The sequence below is a fragment of the Afipia sp. OHSU_II-C1 genome (genome assembly GCF_000497575.1).
Taxonomy (GTDB): domain Bacteria; phylum Pseudomonadota; class Alphaproteobacteria; order Rhizobiales; family Xanthobacteraceae; genus Afipia.
Genome location: NZ_APJI01000026.1, coordinates 80,851 through 98,285 on the forward strand (window position 1 = coordinate 80,851; position 17,435 = coordinate 98,285).

Genomic DNA, 17,435 nt, shown 5'->3' on the forward strand with positions numbered 1-17,435 from the left:
CGCCAGTCAATCGGTTCGGTCGCGCATCTATTGTTGCGGTTCAAGCGGCTTACCTGATCGAGATGGTAGGATCTTGGTTGACTCCGTACCTGGATCATTTGGCGATTGCGCCCCGTGTTTCATGCACATGAACATCATCAACATGCAGGGGAGAAACGCCAGGACAGGAAGGAACCCCGCTGCTGCCAGCCAGTTCCAGTTCAACGCAACACCAGCAGCAACTCCCGCGCCCGAGAAGAGATACAGCGCCAAGCGATACCGAGTGAAATAGCTGGTCACAGTATCGCGCGGTCGATCGCCTGACCCGCGGGTGTTTGCGTTGTGATCAATCAAGGTCATCCAATTGCTCTTCCGTTTGGTGAAAATGCAGAGTGAATCGGTTGCAACGATTGGTCCGGATCCGCAACCGGTTCTGGCTTCAGACCACTCACTGGAGGCTCATCAATGATGAGCTGCGTATTTTGGATAGCGCGCATCATTTCCCTCTTGTGCGTATCATCGGAGATTTCGGACCTCCTTGATAGCGCCAAACGTATCCGCCACTCTGGACCGTCGCCGCCGCTTGGGAACTGACCTTCGGCGCTATCTGGGAACGTGGCTTCCTTCGGTCGAATGCAAACGCTGAAGCCAAGTCGCCTTGCGAGCGACCAGCGTTGTAGGCGCTCGGCCTGGCCTCATTTGGCCAATAGCTCTTGTCGGTAATTGTCGATCCCGCGTGGGCCGTTGCTGATATCGCTACAAGTGGCAGCAAGAGCGAAATCGTGAGAAAGTGTTTCGTTAACATTGTCCGGCTCCTTGTCATTGTGAAGCGTGTCTCATGCGCTTCTACAAATGAGTTCGGAGCAAATCGTCGGCCGGTTACACACTCACGGTGACGTGAAAACGACCACCAAGGCCCGTTACCACCGCAACAAGCGCGGCCCCAATATTGCGCCTGCGAAGGTGCAAAGGGCGATCGTGCCACCGTACCAGACCGCAACAAATGGCAATGAATCGTCCATGCAATGAAGCGCATAAGCCATCGCACTCACGCCGCCAGCAATGAGGCCGGCGAAGGCGCCTGTGCGGGCGAGATCCGTTGGGGCAGCCCTTCGCACCGCCCAGATGGTAATTGCGAAAGGCACGGTTGCGATGATCGGAATCGAGAGAAGGCATTCAAGCCACTGATCGCCGATGATCATTTTGTCCCAGTAGGAACTCGGCGCAAAAGCAAGGCTGATTGCGGCAAGTAACACAATCGCGAGGAACGGCATTGCAACCAAAATCGACGAGGTTCTTCGCTCCCCTCCGGGGCGCGCCAGCCTTGTGAGATAGATCGACGCGACGCCGACAATCCCCACCGTGAACGCGAGCTTCAGGAGGAGAAAAATCAAGGCGCGGGCCGTCATCAGGTCTGTGCGGACACCTAGTCCGACGAGCATGATGCCGAGTGCCGCCACTGTTCCAGCCGCAAGCGCAATGCAAACCGTCCGAACGACCAATCTGCGGTCTACCGGCTCTGCGTTCGCACTTAGTATGGCAACCAAGTCATCCGTCTTCATGTTCTGGTTTCCCGGGCAATCAAGGCAGCCAGTGTTTTGAGCCCACGATGAATGTTCACTTTTACGGCCGATTCCGAGATACCGCATCGGTCTGCCGCTTCAGCTATGCTCTGTCCGTCCAGTTTTACAGCCTCGATGGCGCATCGCATGTTTTTCGGCAACCGCTCCATGAGCCGTCTGACGTCGTGTGTGCTCTCGGCGCTGACATTGTCGTCATGTGCCATGATCAGATCGGCCTCATCGATAGGCACATCAGCGAACGACGCGCGAGTTCGACGCAGGAAATCGATCAACTTGTAGCGCGCGATCGCATGCACCCACGGTGTAAGCGGCTCCGTGGGGTCATAGGTATGTCGCTTGATGTGAATCGCCAATACCGCTTCCTGAACCAGATCTTCAGCCTCTGCCGCGCCTCTTCCAATGCCCGCAAATTTGCCTTTGTAATATGCGCGCAGACGGCGGCTCAATCGCTCAAGCAGCGCGCGGTGTGAGGCCGCGTCGCCATCCAGGCTTGCAAGCATCAGTGCCTTGAGTTCGATTTCGTTGGTCGTCATACTTGCATTATCTCTATGAGTTCGCTGATCCAGCCGGTTTGGTTACAGTTGACGGCGCTATCAATGGAAAAATAGTTGGCCCGCTGCCGCGCCGTTGTCGATTGATGGGCTTGGAGCTCATCAACATTGCGGTGAGATGGCCCCGCTAATCTCTTCTGGTGCGGCAAAGATCACGTCAGCCCTGTCTCCCATCATTCCGGCCGCCACGATCGCCGGAGCGCCCTTCTGTGGCCCATCGTCACTCACGTCGGTCTTGAATCTCAGATTTCGCTCCCAGAAATCGCGCGTTTTTCCATCCGCGGTGATCACCCGGTAGGTGTCTCGGCAGTGCGTGATCGCCGTCACCCGTTGGTCAGACTCGAGTTTTTTGAGATTTGGGACCGCACCACCACCCATCATGCCCATCATCATTCCGCCCATTTGATTGCCGCGTTGCGCAATCGATGGCGGAGCGTGACCGGGCTGGGTCGCATCCTTGAGAAACGCCAGAAGATCACCGCGCCGTCCCGCGTCCTTCACGCCGGAGAACGGCATCGTGTTGCCAGGAATGAGGTGTTGCGGATCCCGAAGCCACTCGTTGAGCGTGGCGTCGTCCCAAGTAATTCCCGACGACTTCAACGCCTGTGAATACCGACTGAAGCTCGGCAGCATGCCGGCCTTTCGGTTCCATAGATCGGCGAGACTTGGTCCCGTCATGTTTCGGTCCGGTTCCAGCGAGTGGCATGGCGCACAGGCCTGGAAACTCCGTTGGCCACGGGATGCGTCGCCTAGCTGTGCCTGTGCAGAGGGCAGGAACGCGCCTGTCACCAATGCGATCATGATCAATCTGTTCATCGCCGACCTCCCTTGTCTCCATAAAACAGATATTTGACGAGTGCTGCTGCCGATAGGATCAAAACAACGATGATCAGCAGCCACAAAAGCCCCATGCCCCATATCATTCCAGGCGCCATACCATTCATCATGGTTCACCTCACTCGGCGGGTTCCGAAACAAGTCGCGAGTCTTCCTTGGCCGGCTTGATGGCCCGCGATGGCGAATGATCGTTTTCGTGATCATTGGGCGGCAAACGGAAGCCTTTGATCAATCCATAGATCGCGGGAATCACGATCAGCGTCAGCAGTGTCGACGAAATCATGCCGCCGATCATCGGCACCGCGATGCGCTGCATGATCTCGGACCCGGTACCAGTGCTCCACATGATCGGCAGCAGTCCCGCCATGATGGCCACGACCGTCATCATCTTCGGCCGCACCCGCTCCACCGCGCCTTCCATGATGGCGTCGTAGAGGTCGTGACGGGTCAGTGTTCGCTTTTCGGCGTCACGCTGCGCCTTGATCTCGGCAAGGGCTTGGTTGAGGTAGATCAGCATAACGACGCCAGTCTCAGCCGCAACACCCGCCAACGCGATGAAACCGACCGCGACTGCAACGGACAGGTTGAAGCCTAGCGCCCACATCAGCCAGATGCCGCCGACCAAGGCGAACGGCAGCGACAGCATCACGATCACGGTCTCGGCGATGGAACGGAAGTTGAGGTACAGCAGCAGAAAGATGATCAGCAGCGTCACCGGGACGACGATCTTCAGGCGCGCCGTTGCGCGTTCGAGATATTCGTACTGACCGCTCCAGACCACATAGTATCCCGCCGGAAATTGAATACTGGCCTGCACCGCCTGCCGCGCGTCGGCAACATAACTGCCGAGATCGCGGTCACGGATGTCGACGTAGATGTAAGTCGCCAACTGTCCATTCTCGGTGCGGATCGATGTCGGCCCTCGCGCCGGTTCGATCTTGGCGACCTCCCCAAGCGGCACTGCACCTCCCGCCGGCATCGGAACCAGGACGTCGTTGGCGATGGCCTGCGGATTCTCGCGCAGGTCCCGGGGGTAACGCATGTTGACGCTGAAGCGCTGCCGGCCCTCCACTGTCGTGGTCACCGTCTGGCCGCCGAGTGCGGTCGCAATCACATCCTGAACGTCCTGGACCATGATGCCGTAGCGCGCCAAGGCCGCCCGGTCCGGTGTCACGTCGAGATAGTAGCCGCCGATACCCCGCTCGGCATACGCCGACGATGTTCCCGGCACAGCCTTTAGAACCTGCTCGATCTGCTTGGCCAGTTTGTCGATCTCGACCAGATCTGTGCCGATCACTTTGACCCCAACCGGCGTGCGAATTCCGGTCGATAGCATGTCGATGCGCGCCTTGATCGGCATGGTCCAGGCATTCGAGACGCCGGGGAATTGCAACGCCTTGTCCATCTCTGCGATCAGACTGTCGACCGTGATGCCGGGCCGCCACTCTTCCTTCGGCTTCAGGTTGACGATGGTCTCGAACATTTCGGACGGTGCCGGATCGGTCGCCGTCAAAGCCCTGCCGGCCTTGCCGTAGACTGACGCCACTTCCGGGAACGACCGGATGATCCTATCCTGCATCTGCAGCAGTTCACCCGCTTTGGTCACCGAAATTCCCGGTAGCGTGGTGGGCATGTAGAGCAGCGTGCCTTCGTTGAGGTTGGGCATGAACTCGGTGCCGAGCTGACGCGCCGGCCACACTGTCACCACAACAGTTGCCAGCGCGATAAGGATCACCAGTGCCTTGGCACGCATCACGGCCTTGATCACCGGCCGATAAATCCAGATCAGGAAGCGATTGATCGGGTTCTTGTGCTCGGGCACGATTCTGCCGCGCACGAAGATGATCATCAGCGCCGGCACCAGCGTTACCGACAGCAACGCTGCCGCCGCCATTGAAAAGGTCTTCGTGAACGCCAAGGGGCTGAACAGCCGGCCTTCCTGCGATTCCAGCGTGAAGATCGGCATGAACGACACGGTGATGATCAGCAGGCTAAAGAACAGCGCCGGCCCGACCTCGGACGCTGCCTTTATCAGTATGTCGACCCTTGCCCGTTCGGGTTCAGCCCGCTCCAGATGCTTGTGTGCATTCTCGATCATAACGATCGCTGCATCGACCATGGCGCCGATCGCAATCGCGATGCCGCCCAGACTCATGATATTGGACCCCAGCCCGAGCAGCTTCATCGCACCGAACGCCATCAGCACGCCGACCGGCAGCATCAGGATGGCGACGAGCGCGCTGCGGACATGCAGCAAGAAGACGATGCAGACCAAGGCGACGACCACACTTTCCTCGAGCAACGTGTGCTTGAGCGTAGCGATGGCCGCGTTGATCAGGTTGGAGCGGTCATAAACCGGGACGATCTCGACGGATTTCGGCAGGCTGCTGGCGATCTCCTTGAAGCGCTTCTTCACATTCTCGATCACATCAAGCGCATTAACGCCGAACCGCTGCAGCACGATGCCGCTGGCAACCTCTCCCTCGCCGTTGAGCTCTGTGATGCCTCGGCGCTCGTCCGGACCAAGCTCGACGCGGGCAACATCGCGCAGCAGAACCGGCGTGCCGTTGCTGGTCTTCAGCACGATGTTGCCGAGGTCGTTGATGCCTTTAAGATAACCTTTGCCGCGGATGACGTATTCGAACTCGGAGAGCTCGACGGTGCGGCCGCCGACATCGGCGTTGCTGGCGCGAATCGCATCGCGCATCTTCTGCATGGAGATGCCGAGATCGCGCATGCGCTGCGGATCAAGGATGACGTTGTACTGCTTGACGAAGCCGCCGACGCTCGCCACTTCGGCGACGCCTTCGGCCTTGGCCAGCGCGAATTTCAGATTCCAGTCCTGGATGGTCCGCGTGTCGGCGAGGTTCAGCGCTTTCGATACCACTGCGTACTGGTAGACCCAGCCCACGCCTGTAGCGTCGGGACCGATCGTCGGGCTTACGCCGGCGGGCAACCGCGAGGCCGCGCCGTTGAGGAATTCGAGCACCCGCGAGCGAGCCCAGTAAATGTCAGTGCCATCCTCGAAGATGACGTAAACGAACGAAACCCCGAAGAACGAGAAGCCGCGCACGACTTTGGATCGGGGCACGGTCAGCATCGCGGTCGTCAGCGGATACGTGACCTGGTCTTCGATCACTTGCGGCGCCTGGCCGGGATATTCGGTGTAGACGATCACCTGGGTATCGGAGAGATCCGGAATCGCATCGAGCGGCAGATGGACCAGTGCGTAGATGCCCGCGGCTGCGGCAAAGCCGGTGCCGAACAGGACCAACAGCAGGTTGCGAGCCGACCAACTGATGACGCGGGCGATCATTGCTGGCCTCCCGCGTTCGAAAACCCTTTAAGGGCGGCCTTCAGATTGCTTTCCGCATCGATCAGGAAGTTGGCCGAGACGACGACGGGATCGCCCTCCGTGAGGCCCTGTCGGATTTCGACATAGCCGTCGCCGCGATGGCCGAGTTTCACCTCGCGCGGCTCGAAGCGCCCCTGTCCTTTCTCGACGAATACCGCCTGACGATTGCCGGTATCCAGAACGGCGCTTTCAGGTACGGTAAGCACAGGCTGCGAGCTGCCAATATCGATATTCGCATCGACATACATATCGGGAAGCAGAGCGCCATCCGGATTGGCCAATTCGATCCGCACCCGGGCGGTTCGTGTTTCCCTGTTCACCTGCGGGTAGACCACCGAGATCTTCCCGGTGAACTCGCGACCAGGAAAACTGCGTGCCCTCACCGTCACCGGTTGCCCGATGGCGATTGCGCCGAGATCGCGCTCGGCAACATCGACCATGGCCCACACGACAGACGTGTCGGCGACCCGGAACAACACATCGCCGGGCTGCGCGCGCATGCCTTCGATGGCATTGCGTTCGAGCACAATGCCGTCGCGCGGAGCCGACCAGTCGATGGTGATCGGAACGGTACCGCTCTTCTCCATGGCGGCAATTGCCGTGTCGGGAACGTCAAGGTTCATCAGCCGCTGACGCGAGCCGCGACCATACACGGCGACGCCGCTCGTCCCTTTCGACGTGATGGTGGCTATGTATTCGGCGGCCGCCGATGCCACGGACGGACTGTAAATTTCCATCAGCGGCTGACCTTTGCTAACTTTGCTGCCGGTGGTGACGTTCGCGACTTTCTGCACCCAGCTTTCCGCTCGCATCGAAATGACGGAGATCCGGCGCTCGTCGAGTTGGATCGTGCCTGGCGCACGAATGAGGGTTCGAATGACGCGCGATGTGGCGGGTTCGGAGCTGACGCCGGTACGTTGGATCTTCCCTGGCGAAAGCTTCACCGATCCGTCGTCGCTGTCCTCGCCCTCATAGACCGGGATATAATCCATCCCCATCGAATCTTTTTTCGGTGTTGGCGACGTGTCCGGCAGCCCCATGGGATTGCGGTAGTATTTGATTCTACGCTCCGTAGTCCCGCCGGCGGATGTTGTGGCTGGTGGCAATGTGTCCGGAGCTGCCTCGTTAAAATTGACGTCGGCGCCCGCCGGAACAGCACGATAGTCGCGGCCATCCCCGGTCTTCCTCGGCGTCAGCGAATATGCAGGCTTGCCGTCCGGATCCTGAAAATAGATCGGGGCGGAATTTCCTTCCGCCCTTGCGGGAGTAACCATGGCGAAGGCGCGCGCCGGCGGCCGCTGCGTGCCGGCGACGTATCCAATGCCTGCCGCCGCGATCAACGCGGCGGCAGCGCTTGTGAGAACGGCGCGGGTCATTTCTGCGCCGTGATGACGAGCTTGTTCTCGACGGTGCCGGTCTCGCCCTGAACCTTGGCGCCGAGCGAAAGCTGCCAGCGGCCCGCCATCCCGAACGTCGCCTTGAACTTGTAACTGCCCGGCTCCGCGCCCGGCATCGGCGCGATCTTGGTTGCCATCTCCTGCATGCCGTCCGGAGCCATGTCGAGACGGGTCGCGAAGATGACGGCGTCAGGCACCGGCTTGCCGGTCTTCGTGTTCATCAGTCGGACGGTGATGACCTTGTCGGGCCCGGCCTGGATGGTCTGATCGACCAGCTCGAATTTGTAGTCCTTGATGTCCGCCAGAGCGGCCGTGCTTGTACCACCGATTGCGGCAGCGATCAGCGCAGCCTGGAAGGCCTGCGCGAAGTTAAACGTCTTCATGTTCGTAGTCCTCGATTGTCCTGGGTCTGCCGCAAGGCGGCATGCGTCATCCGCGCGAACTTGCGTCGGCGCGGCAGCAATCGGCGCTTAAGCGCCGGTCAGACCAGGTTTCGAGGGGGGTGATCCGGCGGAGAACCGTCGAGGCCATCGGCGATCCGATCGTCGAAAGCCGTGAGCGGCCGGTGTACTGGCAGACGCGCCGGGATTCCGGTTGCCAGAGGAGGTTGCGCCTGTGCAACGCCCAACGCGCACATCGCACGAAGCGGACAATCCTGGCAGCCGTTGCTCTTTTGTGTCTCCGGACAGCAAGGCATGTCGGCGGACATTGCCGACATATCGCTCATCTCGGCAGCCGACAGCGGCTTCGCGACCGCGGGCGTGACCAGCGGCGAAGCAACAAGCCCGGCAATCGCAAAGATCGCGAGCAAACGGCTGATGAATCGACAAAAATTCATAGCCCAACATCCCATAGGATCATGGACTTGGGAAGGCAGATCACATCACAAATCCGCCATAAGCAGAAAACGATCAGATCACAGTTACCTGCGACATGGTTAAAAGATCAGTCTCAACCAGCGATATCGCCGCCGATGAACCGCATGTACGTTCGCCGGCTGGTGGCGTCGAAGAGAACGACGTTATAGGGATCGACCCGGCTGCCCTCCATCCCCGGTGATCCCAAAGGCATGCCGGGAACCGCCAATCCGACCGCGTTCGGACGTTCCTTCAATAGTCGTCGCACGGCCGCGGCGGGGACATGACCTTCAATGACGTATCCATCCGCCTCCGCCGTATGACACGCCGCGAGGTCGGCAGGTACGCGAAGGCGTTTCCGGACTGCATGAAGATCCGCCGTTTCCCTGATCGTCACGCTGAAACCAGCTTCCTTGAGATGGCGCACCCAACCCGAGCAGCAACCGCAATCTGGATCCTTATGAACCAAGACAACGGATTCCGCAGCAGAGGTAGCGCCGTCCGGGAAAGCCAGTAGCGCGGCTGTTAGTCCCAAAACGCTTCTGCGAGTCAAAAAGCCCGGATATTTTCCTGAGTTATTCATGTCGCGAGGTCCGTACTTCGTTGGTCATCGAGACTACTCCAAACATTTCTTCCTCCAAACAAACTTCTAACTGACCGATGTCGAAACCGATTCCGAACTGGATTTGGACGCCGCGGGTTGCTTGTCCAGATCCTTGGACCACGATCGGTAGTAGGCGACGGCCGTCATGAGCGCGATCCCAGACACACTCACGATGATCTGCGCGAGAAGCGAGTCGGAGACCAGTTCGAGAAGGAAATGACCGACGAAGGAGAGAAACACTCCGACGCAGAACACTTCCAACGAACGCTGACCGCAGATGATCAGCGGGCGAAGCCAATGCGACTTCAACCCGGGCCATCCGAAGGGGAAAAACCGAACGACCAGCACGGCCAAGGCAACGAAATGCAGAACCCGATATGGCGCGAGGTTTGTCTTGTCGTTAGGATTGAATGCGCCCAACAGCCCCCCAGGGATTAGTTTTCCAAGCGGCGCGACATAACCTGCAACTGTCATAAACAGCGCAAACCCCAGATAAGCAAAACAGATCGATATGATCGCGGGCGACCGAATGAACCTCTGCAGCCGCGACGCTCCACCGAGCGCGCTCCAGGCCCCAAGCACGAAGAGGAGTTGCCATGTGAACGGGTTGAAATACCAAACACCCGATGGGTAGGCGGGAAGATTCCACCCGAATTGGCGTGCGGCGAAATAGAGGACGAGCGAACTCGCGATTGCAAGGTCTGGCCGCCGAAGCATCGGCCACAATACCAGCGGAAATGCTGCCATCAGAACGATATAGAGCGGGAGAACGTCGAGATTCAGAGGCTTGAATTTGAGCAGCAGGCCTTGCATTAAGGTCAGCATCGGACGGTCGATCAACCCTGCAACGTTGAATTCATCCACGAGGTGAGAATGATTGTAGGCTTCCACGACCCAGCCGATTGCCGCGATATAGAAAACGAACAGCAGCACATGCGCGATATATAATTGCCAAACGCGTTTTAATAGTCGAGCGGTTCCTGCAACGAAGCCTTGGACGAGCATGCTCTTGGCGTAGACAAACGCGGCCGTATAGCCGGAAATGAAGACGAAGATATCCGCTGCGTCGCTGAAGCCATAATTTCTGGTCGTGAGCCACGCGACCGCGTTATTCGGGACATGATCGAGAAAGATTGCCCAGTTCGCAAGGCCGCGGAAAAGATCGAGGCGGAGATCACGGCCATTGGCAGGAAGGAAAGCACGAATTGTCATGAAAACTCTTGGCGACGGTTTCAGAAAGGCGGGGACGTTTACGTTGGTGACGATTCGACCGGGGAAAGGCACTTCGCCTCGAACGATAGCCCGATCAGGCGCTAGACATCGATCTTGCGCCTGACCGATTGTCAGCTCATCTAGCCTGCCATGGCGCGGCAGCTTTCCGCGCACTGCTTGCAGGCCTTGACGCAATCGTCCATGCCGCCGATGCGTTCGCAGTCCTTCGCACACTCGGTGCAAATTTCCGCGCACTCGCCGCAGACGTGCTTGTGGTGAGGCGTATTCAGCAACATGAAATGCGCGGCCGTGCGGCAGATTTCGGCGCAGGCCATCATAAGCCTGAAGCGCTGGGGTTCGACGTGTTTGCCCCCAGTCTCCAGGCAATGGGTCATGGCTGTTCCTAGACATACTTGGTAGCAGCGCAGACATTCATCGATGCAGCTTTGCATTTCTTTGCTCATTTGATTCATTGAGCTCTCCTGGGTTTGATGGCTGCCCCTTATTGCACGTTGAGAACTAGTGTCAGGCCGCCCGCTCCTTTCTGCTCGACATTGTTGTTGGTGGTGTGATGCGGGATATGACAGTGCACCAGCCATTTCCCGGGTTTGCGCGCTGTCCAAACCACGTCGTATCGCTGTCCTGGTCCGACGTTCACCGTATCGGCAAAAAACCGCTGGTTTTCTGCCAACGTCTCTCCGTCGCGGGCCACTACCTGGAAAGGCCCGCCATGAACATGCATAGGGTGAACGAAGTTGTTGTTGGTGCCGATGAAGCGAATCTTGATGGTTTGCCCAACCTTCATGAAGACGGTGTCTGTCTCCGGATACGACTTCCCGTTGATTGTAAAATAGTTCGGAAGGCCACCCTCCATCAGCATCGCGGGATAGGTGAGCCATTCGCGCTTGAGCCATTCCTGGAGCTGGATAGTGTATTCGAGATCGGCTTTTACATCGGCGGCACTGTCCTTCGGCGCAATCAGCAACGCGCCGTAAAGGCCTAGGCCTTGTTGACGATCGGGGTGGTCGTGGCTGTGATAAAAGTAGGTTCCGCTTTGGCTCACGGTGAACTCGTAGGTGTATTGCCCGCCCGGCGCCACGGGCGGCTGGGCTATCTTGGCCGGGCCGTCCATCTCGTTTGGTACGATCAGACCGTGCCAGTGCACAGTCGTGGATTCCGGAAGGTTGTTGCGGAATTTGATCCGGACGTGATCGCCTTCGGTCAATTGAATCCGCGGGCCCGGCACCTGGCGATTGTAGGCATAGGCCTCTACGGAGACATCCGGAAGAATATTCCAGCGTATGATCGAAGCTTCGATATCGAAGACCTTCACCCCGTTTTCGATGCGCGGCTCAAGAACGTTGTCCCCTCGGGCTTCGGCAGGCGCCTTATAGACCACTTGCCGGGGATTGACCGCCGCCATGTCTTTCATGGCTTCGCCGGGCGTGTCGAACGTCATAATCATGCCCGGCGGCATAATGGCGCCGCCGACGTCGCGTACGCTCAGACCTAGATTGACCTTGAAACCTGGGAGCACCATTCCGGAAATCAGGAGGAATGTCGTCACGCCGGCGAGCGCAGCTAACTGTGGCGTTGTCGCGTCGCTCGTCATTTGATGACCGCCGTAAGATTTGCGGCCGTTCGCGGCCGTTTGTTTCTGCGGATGGTCTTCGTGTCCCTTCATGTGGCTTATATCCGCAGCCGACATTTTAGCCATCTCGGACTTCATTCCGGACATTGAGCTCTTCTCGCCAGCTTCCCTATCCGAGCGCTCGGTCATCAACCCGTGCTTGATCTTCTTCTTCACCATCCAGACGTTGAACGGATAGGCTGTCGTGAAGCCGACCATTACGCCGAGCGACATCACGCCCCAGAAAATCAGCTCGAGCGGATCCATCGCGCGCATGTCGCGGCCCATCATTAGCAGACTCATGGTCGGGGCCATGCCTGCCATCATGGCGTTCATGCTGATGAACTCCGGCATGAAACTCTTCCGAACATTTTCCCAATACGTACCGCCCATCATCTTCTTCATAAACAATGCTTGAAAGATGAAGAGACCAAACGAGAAGCCCGCGACATACTCGACGATCAGGTCGATCCACATCGGCAGACCGAGCAGTGCGGTCACGGTCGCTGCGAGAATAATGCCGGTGGCGTCACCAGCGACGCAATGAATGGTGCTTCCGATGCCCTGCTTCCAAAGCGGAGACGTGAACTGCTCATGTTCTCCGGGCCGCGGCTCCTTATCAGCGAGTACGTACAGGAGAAGTCCGAACGGACCCATGTACAGGGTCACAAGGATGAAACCCCACTTCATCACGGTCGGTTCGGGATTCCCATTGAACTGGTCGAAAGCGACGTAGGCCGTGGAAGCGGCCGCAATGACGAACCATGCGATCAGAAAATAGTCGTATGGGAGAGCAATCATGATGTCCTCAAGCTGAAGTCGATGCTCGTTCATCCGCCGAGTCTTGAGATGCGGTCGCAAGCCGCCGCCTCTCCGATTCGTCCCTTTCAATTCCGACCGGCAGCATCATGAGAAGACTTCCGCCCGTGTGCGGCAGGTCGGGATGCCAGGGGATTTTCGCGTGACGGACCTCGTTGAAGCCAGCGGCGAGATAGAACGCGATCGCTCCGGCGTTATCGGCCCAAACATGCAAGGTCACGGACGGAAACGAACGCTGCTTGGCCTCATCGACGACCGCGGCCAGCAGTGCGGCACCCACGCCTAGTCTGCGGTGGCTGCGCACGACCGCGATATTGTTCAGCAGGAAGCTGGTGGGATCGTTGAGTTCCGTGCGCGGCCGGAGCAACTCTTCACGCGCGGTCAATGTTGCGTCTGCGGTCTCACTTTCGATGAGCCGGGCAGGAAATGCGTTCGCCAGACCAACAATTACCCCACGCGAAACAACGACCAGGCAATTTCGGTACGAATACACTCCGGTCGGCGCAGCAACCATCTCGCGGTAGGTTCGAACTGCTTTCATCGCGGGATCGATACCCTGCAAGATAAACGAAAGCGTATCTCCACCCGCCATGTTGGCCAACTTCGCGATCTGGCGAATGTCACCACTGGTCGCTCGCCTGATCGGAAACCGTCTTTGCGCGAAGGCTTTTTCCATAACTGTTCTGGTACCGCCGCTCCCACCCGCACTCGTCATCGGTAACTCCACCTTGTTTAGAGCAGTCGATCCAGCGATCGTATTCGATGGTCGGACTGCCGCCGCGACGTCGGATCAGCTCAAGGGTCGCTCCCTTGCAGAGCTTTCACCCAATTCGGCGCGGCGGCCTAGGAACCGCCGCGCCGAAGAGTCGTCACTTTCCCTTTTGCATCTTCGTGATCGTGATTCCGGCCGTCGCCCGTTCGGCTTCGAACTGCACTTTGTCGCCGACCTTGACGGATTTGAGCATCGCCGGTTCCTTCACGCGAAAAACCATCGTCATGCTCTCCTCTTCCATATCAAGACTTTTGATGGGACCATGCTTCAATGTTATTTTTCCAGCCGCCTCATCGATCTTCTTGACCTCGCCGCTCGCCATCGCCGCTTGGGCGAGTGCGACAGCGGACGACAGAGCAAGGGAAAGCGCGAGAGTTGCGGTTGCGATTTTGTTGGTCTTCATATTCAATTCCTTTCGTCAGTTGATTCCGGTTCGGGTTACTTGACTAATATCGTGCCGACCATTCCGGCTTCCCGATGACCGGGGATCAGGCATCCGTATTCGAACTCGCCGGCCTTGGTGAATTTCCAGACGATCTCGTTGGTCTTCTTGGGAGCAAGTCGCTTCCCGTTCGGGTCTTCGTGCTCCATGTCGGGATTCTTCTTCATGGCCTCGCCATGCTTCAGATTGTCGGCCGTCGTCGCGAGGATGAATTCATGGTCGAGTTCGCCGTTGTTGCGCAGCATGAACTTAACCTGTTCCCCCTTTTTGACCTCCACCTTGCTCGGCATGAACATCATCTTGCCGTCCATCTCACCCATAGTGACCTGAATAATCCGCGCGGCCTTTTTAGGATCACCCGGCTCACCTGCCGAGAATGTTTCGTCGTGGCTATGGCCCGAAGAACCCGCCCCGGCCCAAGCGGACGGGGAGATGAGCACCGCGCCGATAATTGCGATGCAGGTTTTGTGCAGATATTTCATCTCCAAACTCCTTCTACTGTCTTGCTGACTTTCTTCGCATCTATTTGAATTTCAGGTCTCATCTACATTCCTTTCATGCCTTTCATGTCGCTTGGTTTGCTTGATTCCTTTGGGCTCGTTGAGCGAGGCGCCTGAGTATTTGGAACGTCGACCTGGTGCGCGACGGTGCCGTCAGGATGCTTGTAGGGACCGGGATCCTTGTAATCGTCTCGCGCGAGGCCATCGCGGATCTTCATCACGGTAAACATGCCGCCCATTTCGATCGGGCCAAACTGGCCGGTGCCGGTCATCATTGGTAATGTGTTGTCGGGTGCCGGCATTTCCATGTCGCCCATCGCCATTCCTGTCGATCCCATCACCATGGCGTCTGGCGCGAGTTTTCCAACCGCCTTCGCGAGGTCCTTCCTTGAGACGCCGATCAGGTTCTTCACGTCGTGGCCCATCGCATTCATGGTGTGATGCGACTTGTGACAGTGAAACGCCCAATCGCCCGGGTTGTCGGCAAGAAAATCGAACGCGCGAATCGCTCCGACAGGAACGTCGGTCGTCGTTTCCGGCCACTGCGCACTTTCAGGGACCCATCCCCCATCGGTGCAACTCACTGCAAATTTGTGGCCATGAAGATGAATCGGGTGATTTGTCATGGTGAGGTTGCCGATGCGGACGCGCACGCGATCATCCAAACGAACGGCCAATGGGTCGATTCCGGGAAACACGCGGCTGTTCCATGTCCACATGTTAAAATCGGTCATCTCAGTGACCTTTGGCAGATACGTACCCGGGTCGATGAGATACGTGCTCATGATGAAAACGAAATCGCGGTCGACGGGACGGAAGGTTGCGTCGCGTGGATGCACCACGATCATGCCCATCATGCCCATCGCCATCTGCACCATTTCGTCGGAGTGCGGGTGGTACATGAACGTACCGCTGTGTTTCATCTCGAATTCATAAACAAAGGTTTTTCCAGGTGGGATATGCGGCTGGCTGAGACCACCGACGCCATCCATGCCGCTAGGCAAGAGCACCCCATGCCAATGCACTGTCGTATGTTCAGGCAGTTTGTTGGTGACGAAGATACGGAGCTTGTCGCCTTCCACCGCTTCAATCGTTGGGCCAGGGGACTGACCGTTGTAGCCCCAGAGATAGGCCTTCATGCCTTCTGCAAATTCGCGCTCGACGGGCTCTGCAACGAGATGAAACTCTTTCCAGTCGCCGTTCATCCGCCAGGGCAGCGTCCAGCCGTTCAGCGTAACGACCGGATTGTAGTCGGGTCCGCTCGACGGGCGCAGCGGCGGCTGCATCGTCGCCTTCTCCATGATCGGTGCTTCCGGGATGCTGGCTGCCTGGACGCGGCCGCTAATCGCTGTCGCGCTTGCAAGCGCCGTGGCGGTGCCGAGAAAGTTTCGTCGGGACAACATTGGTTTCTCCATTTCAGTGCCCTCCCCCGCCGGACGCCTGCGCGGTCGGCGACGATCTGGTTTCGGGTTGGCTATCGGCGCGACCGCCGCCATTTACTGCGGTCTTCAGTTCGGACTGCGCGAGCCAGAAGTCGCGCTTGGCTTCGATCGCAGCACGCAATGCCGCGATCCGCTGCCGCGCTTCCACCAACAATGCGAACACGTCGATTTGCATGCTGCTGAACCGCAGTTGCATTTCTTGGGTGATGATCTGGCGAAGTGGCAAGACCTCACGCTGATAGTGACCTGCGATGTCGTAGGTGGAGCGGTAGACCCGAAACGCATCGCGCGCTTCAGAACGGACGTTGATCGCCTTTTCGGTTAACCGATTAAACGCCAGATTGTAGGTCTCGATCGCCTGCCGGACGCGGACCTCGCCGCCATCGAAAATCGGAATCTGGAACTGGATGTCGAAGCCACGCTCTCGAAGCGGCGGGCTCCCGGAATCTCGAGTTTTTTTGTCGATCCCCGCAACGTCGACAAGCGTGACGAAGCGGGTGGCTTCGGTGAGATTGAGGGACTTCGCGAGAGCAACCAGTTCAATGCGAGCGATCTGAAGATCGACACGATGTTCAACCGCATCAACCTCGATGCCCGGCAACGATAGCGGCCGGCGTGGCAGCATCGGTAATCTCTGCGGTAGCCGGAACCCTAAATCGCCGTCCCACAATCCAAGGAGGCGGATCAAGCGCTCGCGCGAACTGGTGGCGTCCTGACGAAGGGTGGCGAGATCGGCCGTTACTTCTGCATAAAAGACCTGTTCACGGGCCTGATCGAGCTTGTTCAGCGAGCCGGTTTGCCCGAGCTTCAAAGCGAGCTGAGCCGTGGATTCCGCAGTCGATTTGGCATCCGTCAGAAGTGTAACCAATTCGTTGGCGGCGACGGCGCGGTAATATGTGCGCCTGACGTCGGCTGCGAGGCGTAGGGTGCCTTCTGCAGCTCTCAGCTGTGCCTGCTTGAAGTGTTGCCGCGCAATCTCCGACCGAAACGGCAACGTGGCCAGCGCCAGAATATCGGCGGCGACCTGACGCTCGATCTCGACCGCGCCGCCACCTGCGATGCGACTAATCGAGAACGTCGGATTGGGTGGCAGGCTTTCTTGGACGAGGTCGGCCTCGGCCAACGCCAGTTCATTGTACGCCGCCTGCAAGCCCCGATTGTTGAGGAGCGCGATCTGAACGGCAGTATCCACCGTCAGGCCTCGACGAAGAAGACTTTGGACGGCGCCGTTCGCCCATTCTGCGTCATCTGTGCTGCGAATGGACATTACGTCCTTCTTGATTGTCTCGCCGGCCACATTGGCAACGACGGTCATCCCGCCATCTGGGGAGAATGATGCGCATCCGGAAAGCAGCAAGGCGGACAGGAGGATCGCGACGTGCGTTGGTTTCGGCCGATACGTAACTTCGAAAGTGTGGTTCGCGTTGATATGGATCGCTCGGTTCATAGCGCGCT

General features: G+C 58.3%; 18 protein-coding genes. All 18 read right to left on the reverse strand.

Features of this window, described 5'->3' with window-relative positions; all coding sequences use genetic code 11:
• Positions 1 to 27: 27 nt before the first annotated feature.
• Positions 28 to 339: a hypothetical protein gene (locus I554_RS27080; RefSeq protein ID WP_152527717.1), complete on the reverse strand. Its 312-nt coding sequence runs from the start codon at positions 337 to 339 to the stop codon at positions 28 to 30.
• A gap of 560 nt (positions 340 to 899) precedes the next feature.
• On the reverse strand, positions 900 to 1,541 hold the full coding sequence (locus tag I554_RS0124305; RefSeq protein ID WP_024575762.1) for a DUF1109 domain-containing protein: 642 nt from the start codon (positions 1,539 to 1,541) through the stop codon (positions 900 to 902).
• Positions 1,538 to 2,095: a sigma-70 family RNA polymerase sigma factor gene (locus I554_RS0124310; protein ID WP_024575761.1), complete on the reverse strand. Its 558-nt coding sequence runs from the start codon at positions 2,093 to 2,095 to the stop codon at positions 1,538 to 1,540. Before I554_RS0124310 ends, I554_RS0124305 begins: the two co-directional genes overlap by 4 nt.
• Before the next feature lie 120 nt (positions 2,096 to 2,215).
• A complete protein-coding gene (locus tag I554_RS0124315) occupies positions 2,216 to 2,929 on the reverse strand; it encodes a cytochrome c (RefSeq protein ID WP_024575760.1) in 714 nt (237 codons plus the stop codon).
• Positions 2,926 to 3,060: a hypothetical protein gene (locus I554_RS27760; RefSeq protein WP_002714861.1), complete on the reverse strand. Its 135-nt coding sequence runs from the start codon at positions 3,058 to 3,060 to the stop codon at positions 2,926 to 2,928. The genes I554_RS0124315 and I554_RS27760 overlap by 4 nt, the downstream gene beginning before the upstream one ends.
• 8 nt (positions 3,061 to 3,068) lie before the next feature.
• Positions 3,069 to 6,266, reverse strand: coding sequence for an efflux RND transporter permease subunit (locus I554_RS0124320; protein WP_024575759.1), 3,198 nt, complete (start codon positions 6,264 to 6,266; stop codon positions 3,069 to 3,071).
• Entirely contained in the window at positions 6,263 to 7,681 is a 1,419-nt protein-coding gene (locus tag I554_RS0124325) for an efflux RND transporter periplasmic adaptor subunit (protein WP_024575758.1), read from the reverse strand. Before I554_RS0124325 ends, I554_RS0124320 begins: the two co-directional genes overlap by 4 nt.
• Complete coding sequence (locus I554_RS0124330; RefSeq protein WP_002714858.1) at positions 7,678 to 8,085, reverse strand: FixH family protein; 408 nt, start codon at positions 8,083 to 8,085, stop codon at positions 7,678 to 7,680. The genes I554_RS0124325 and I554_RS0124330 overlap by 4 nt, the downstream gene beginning before the upstream one ends.
• A 98-nt stretch (positions 8,086 to 8,183) precedes the next feature.
• Positions 8,184 to 8,540 carry a hypothetical protein gene (locus I554_RS0124335; protein WP_024575757.1) on the reverse strand — a complete coding sequence of 119 codons (357 nt, stop codon included), beginning with the start codon at positions 8,538 to 8,540 and terminating at the stop codon, positions 8,184 to 8,186.
• A gap of 113 nt (positions 8,541 to 8,653) precedes the next feature.
• A complete protein-coding gene (locus I554_RS0124340) occupies positions 8,654 to 9,142 on the reverse strand; it encodes a DUF411 domain-containing protein (protein ID WP_029659695.1) in 489 nt (162 codons plus the stop codon).
• A 66-nt stretch (positions 9,143 to 9,208) separates the two neighbouring features.
• On the reverse strand, positions 9,209 to 10,375 hold the full coding sequence (locus I554_RS0124345) for an OpgC domain-containing protein (RefSeq protein ID WP_024575755.1): 1,167 nt from the start codon (positions 10,373 to 10,375) through the stop codon (positions 9,209 to 9,211).
• A gap of 140 nt (positions 10,376 to 10,515) precedes the next feature.
• The gene (locus tag I554_RS0124350) at positions 10,516 to 10,848 is read right to left on the reverse strand and encodes a four-helix bundle copper-binding protein (RefSeq protein ID WP_024575754.1); all 333 of its coding nucleotides are present in this window, start codon (positions 10,846 to 10,848) and stop codon (positions 10,516 to 10,518) included.
• A 29-nt stretch (positions 10,849 to 10,877) separates the two neighbouring features.
• Complete coding sequence (locus I554_RS0124355; protein WP_002714853.1) at positions 10,878 to 12,806, reverse strand: DUF4396 domain-containing protein; 1,929 nt, start codon at positions 12,804 to 12,806, stop codon at positions 10,878 to 10,880.
• Between the two features lie 7 nt (positions 12,807 to 12,813).
• Positions 12,814 to 13,500, reverse strand: coding sequence for a GNAT family N-acetyltransferase (locus tag I554_RS25850; RefSeq protein ID WP_024575753.1), 687 nt, complete (start codon positions 13,498 to 13,500; stop codon positions 12,814 to 12,816).
• Positions 13,501 to 13,693: 193 nt separating this feature from the next.
• Positions 13,694 to 13,999, reverse strand: coding sequence for a copper-binding protein (locus I554_RS0124365; protein WP_024575752.1), 306 nt, complete (start codon positions 13,997 to 13,999; stop codon positions 13,694 to 13,696).
• 35 nt (positions 14,000 to 14,034) lie between these two features.
• A complete protein-coding gene (locus I554_RS0124370) occupies positions 14,035 to 14,520 on the reverse strand; it encodes a cupredoxin family protein (RefSeq protein WP_024575751.1) in 486 nt (161 codons plus the stop codon).
• 62 nt (positions 14,521 to 14,582) lie between these two features.
• On the reverse strand, positions 14,583 to 15,941 hold the full coding sequence (locus I554_RS0124375; RefSeq protein WP_024575750.1) for a copper oxidase: 1,359 nt from the start codon (positions 15,939 to 15,941) through the stop codon (positions 14,583 to 14,585).
• Between the two features lie 13 nt (positions 15,942 to 15,954).
• A complete protein-coding gene (locus I554_RS0124380; protein ID WP_002714848.1) occupies positions 15,955 to 17,427 on the reverse strand; it encodes a TolC family protein in 1,473 nt (490 codons plus the stop codon).
• Positions 17,428 to 17,435: the final 8 nt, after the last annotated feature.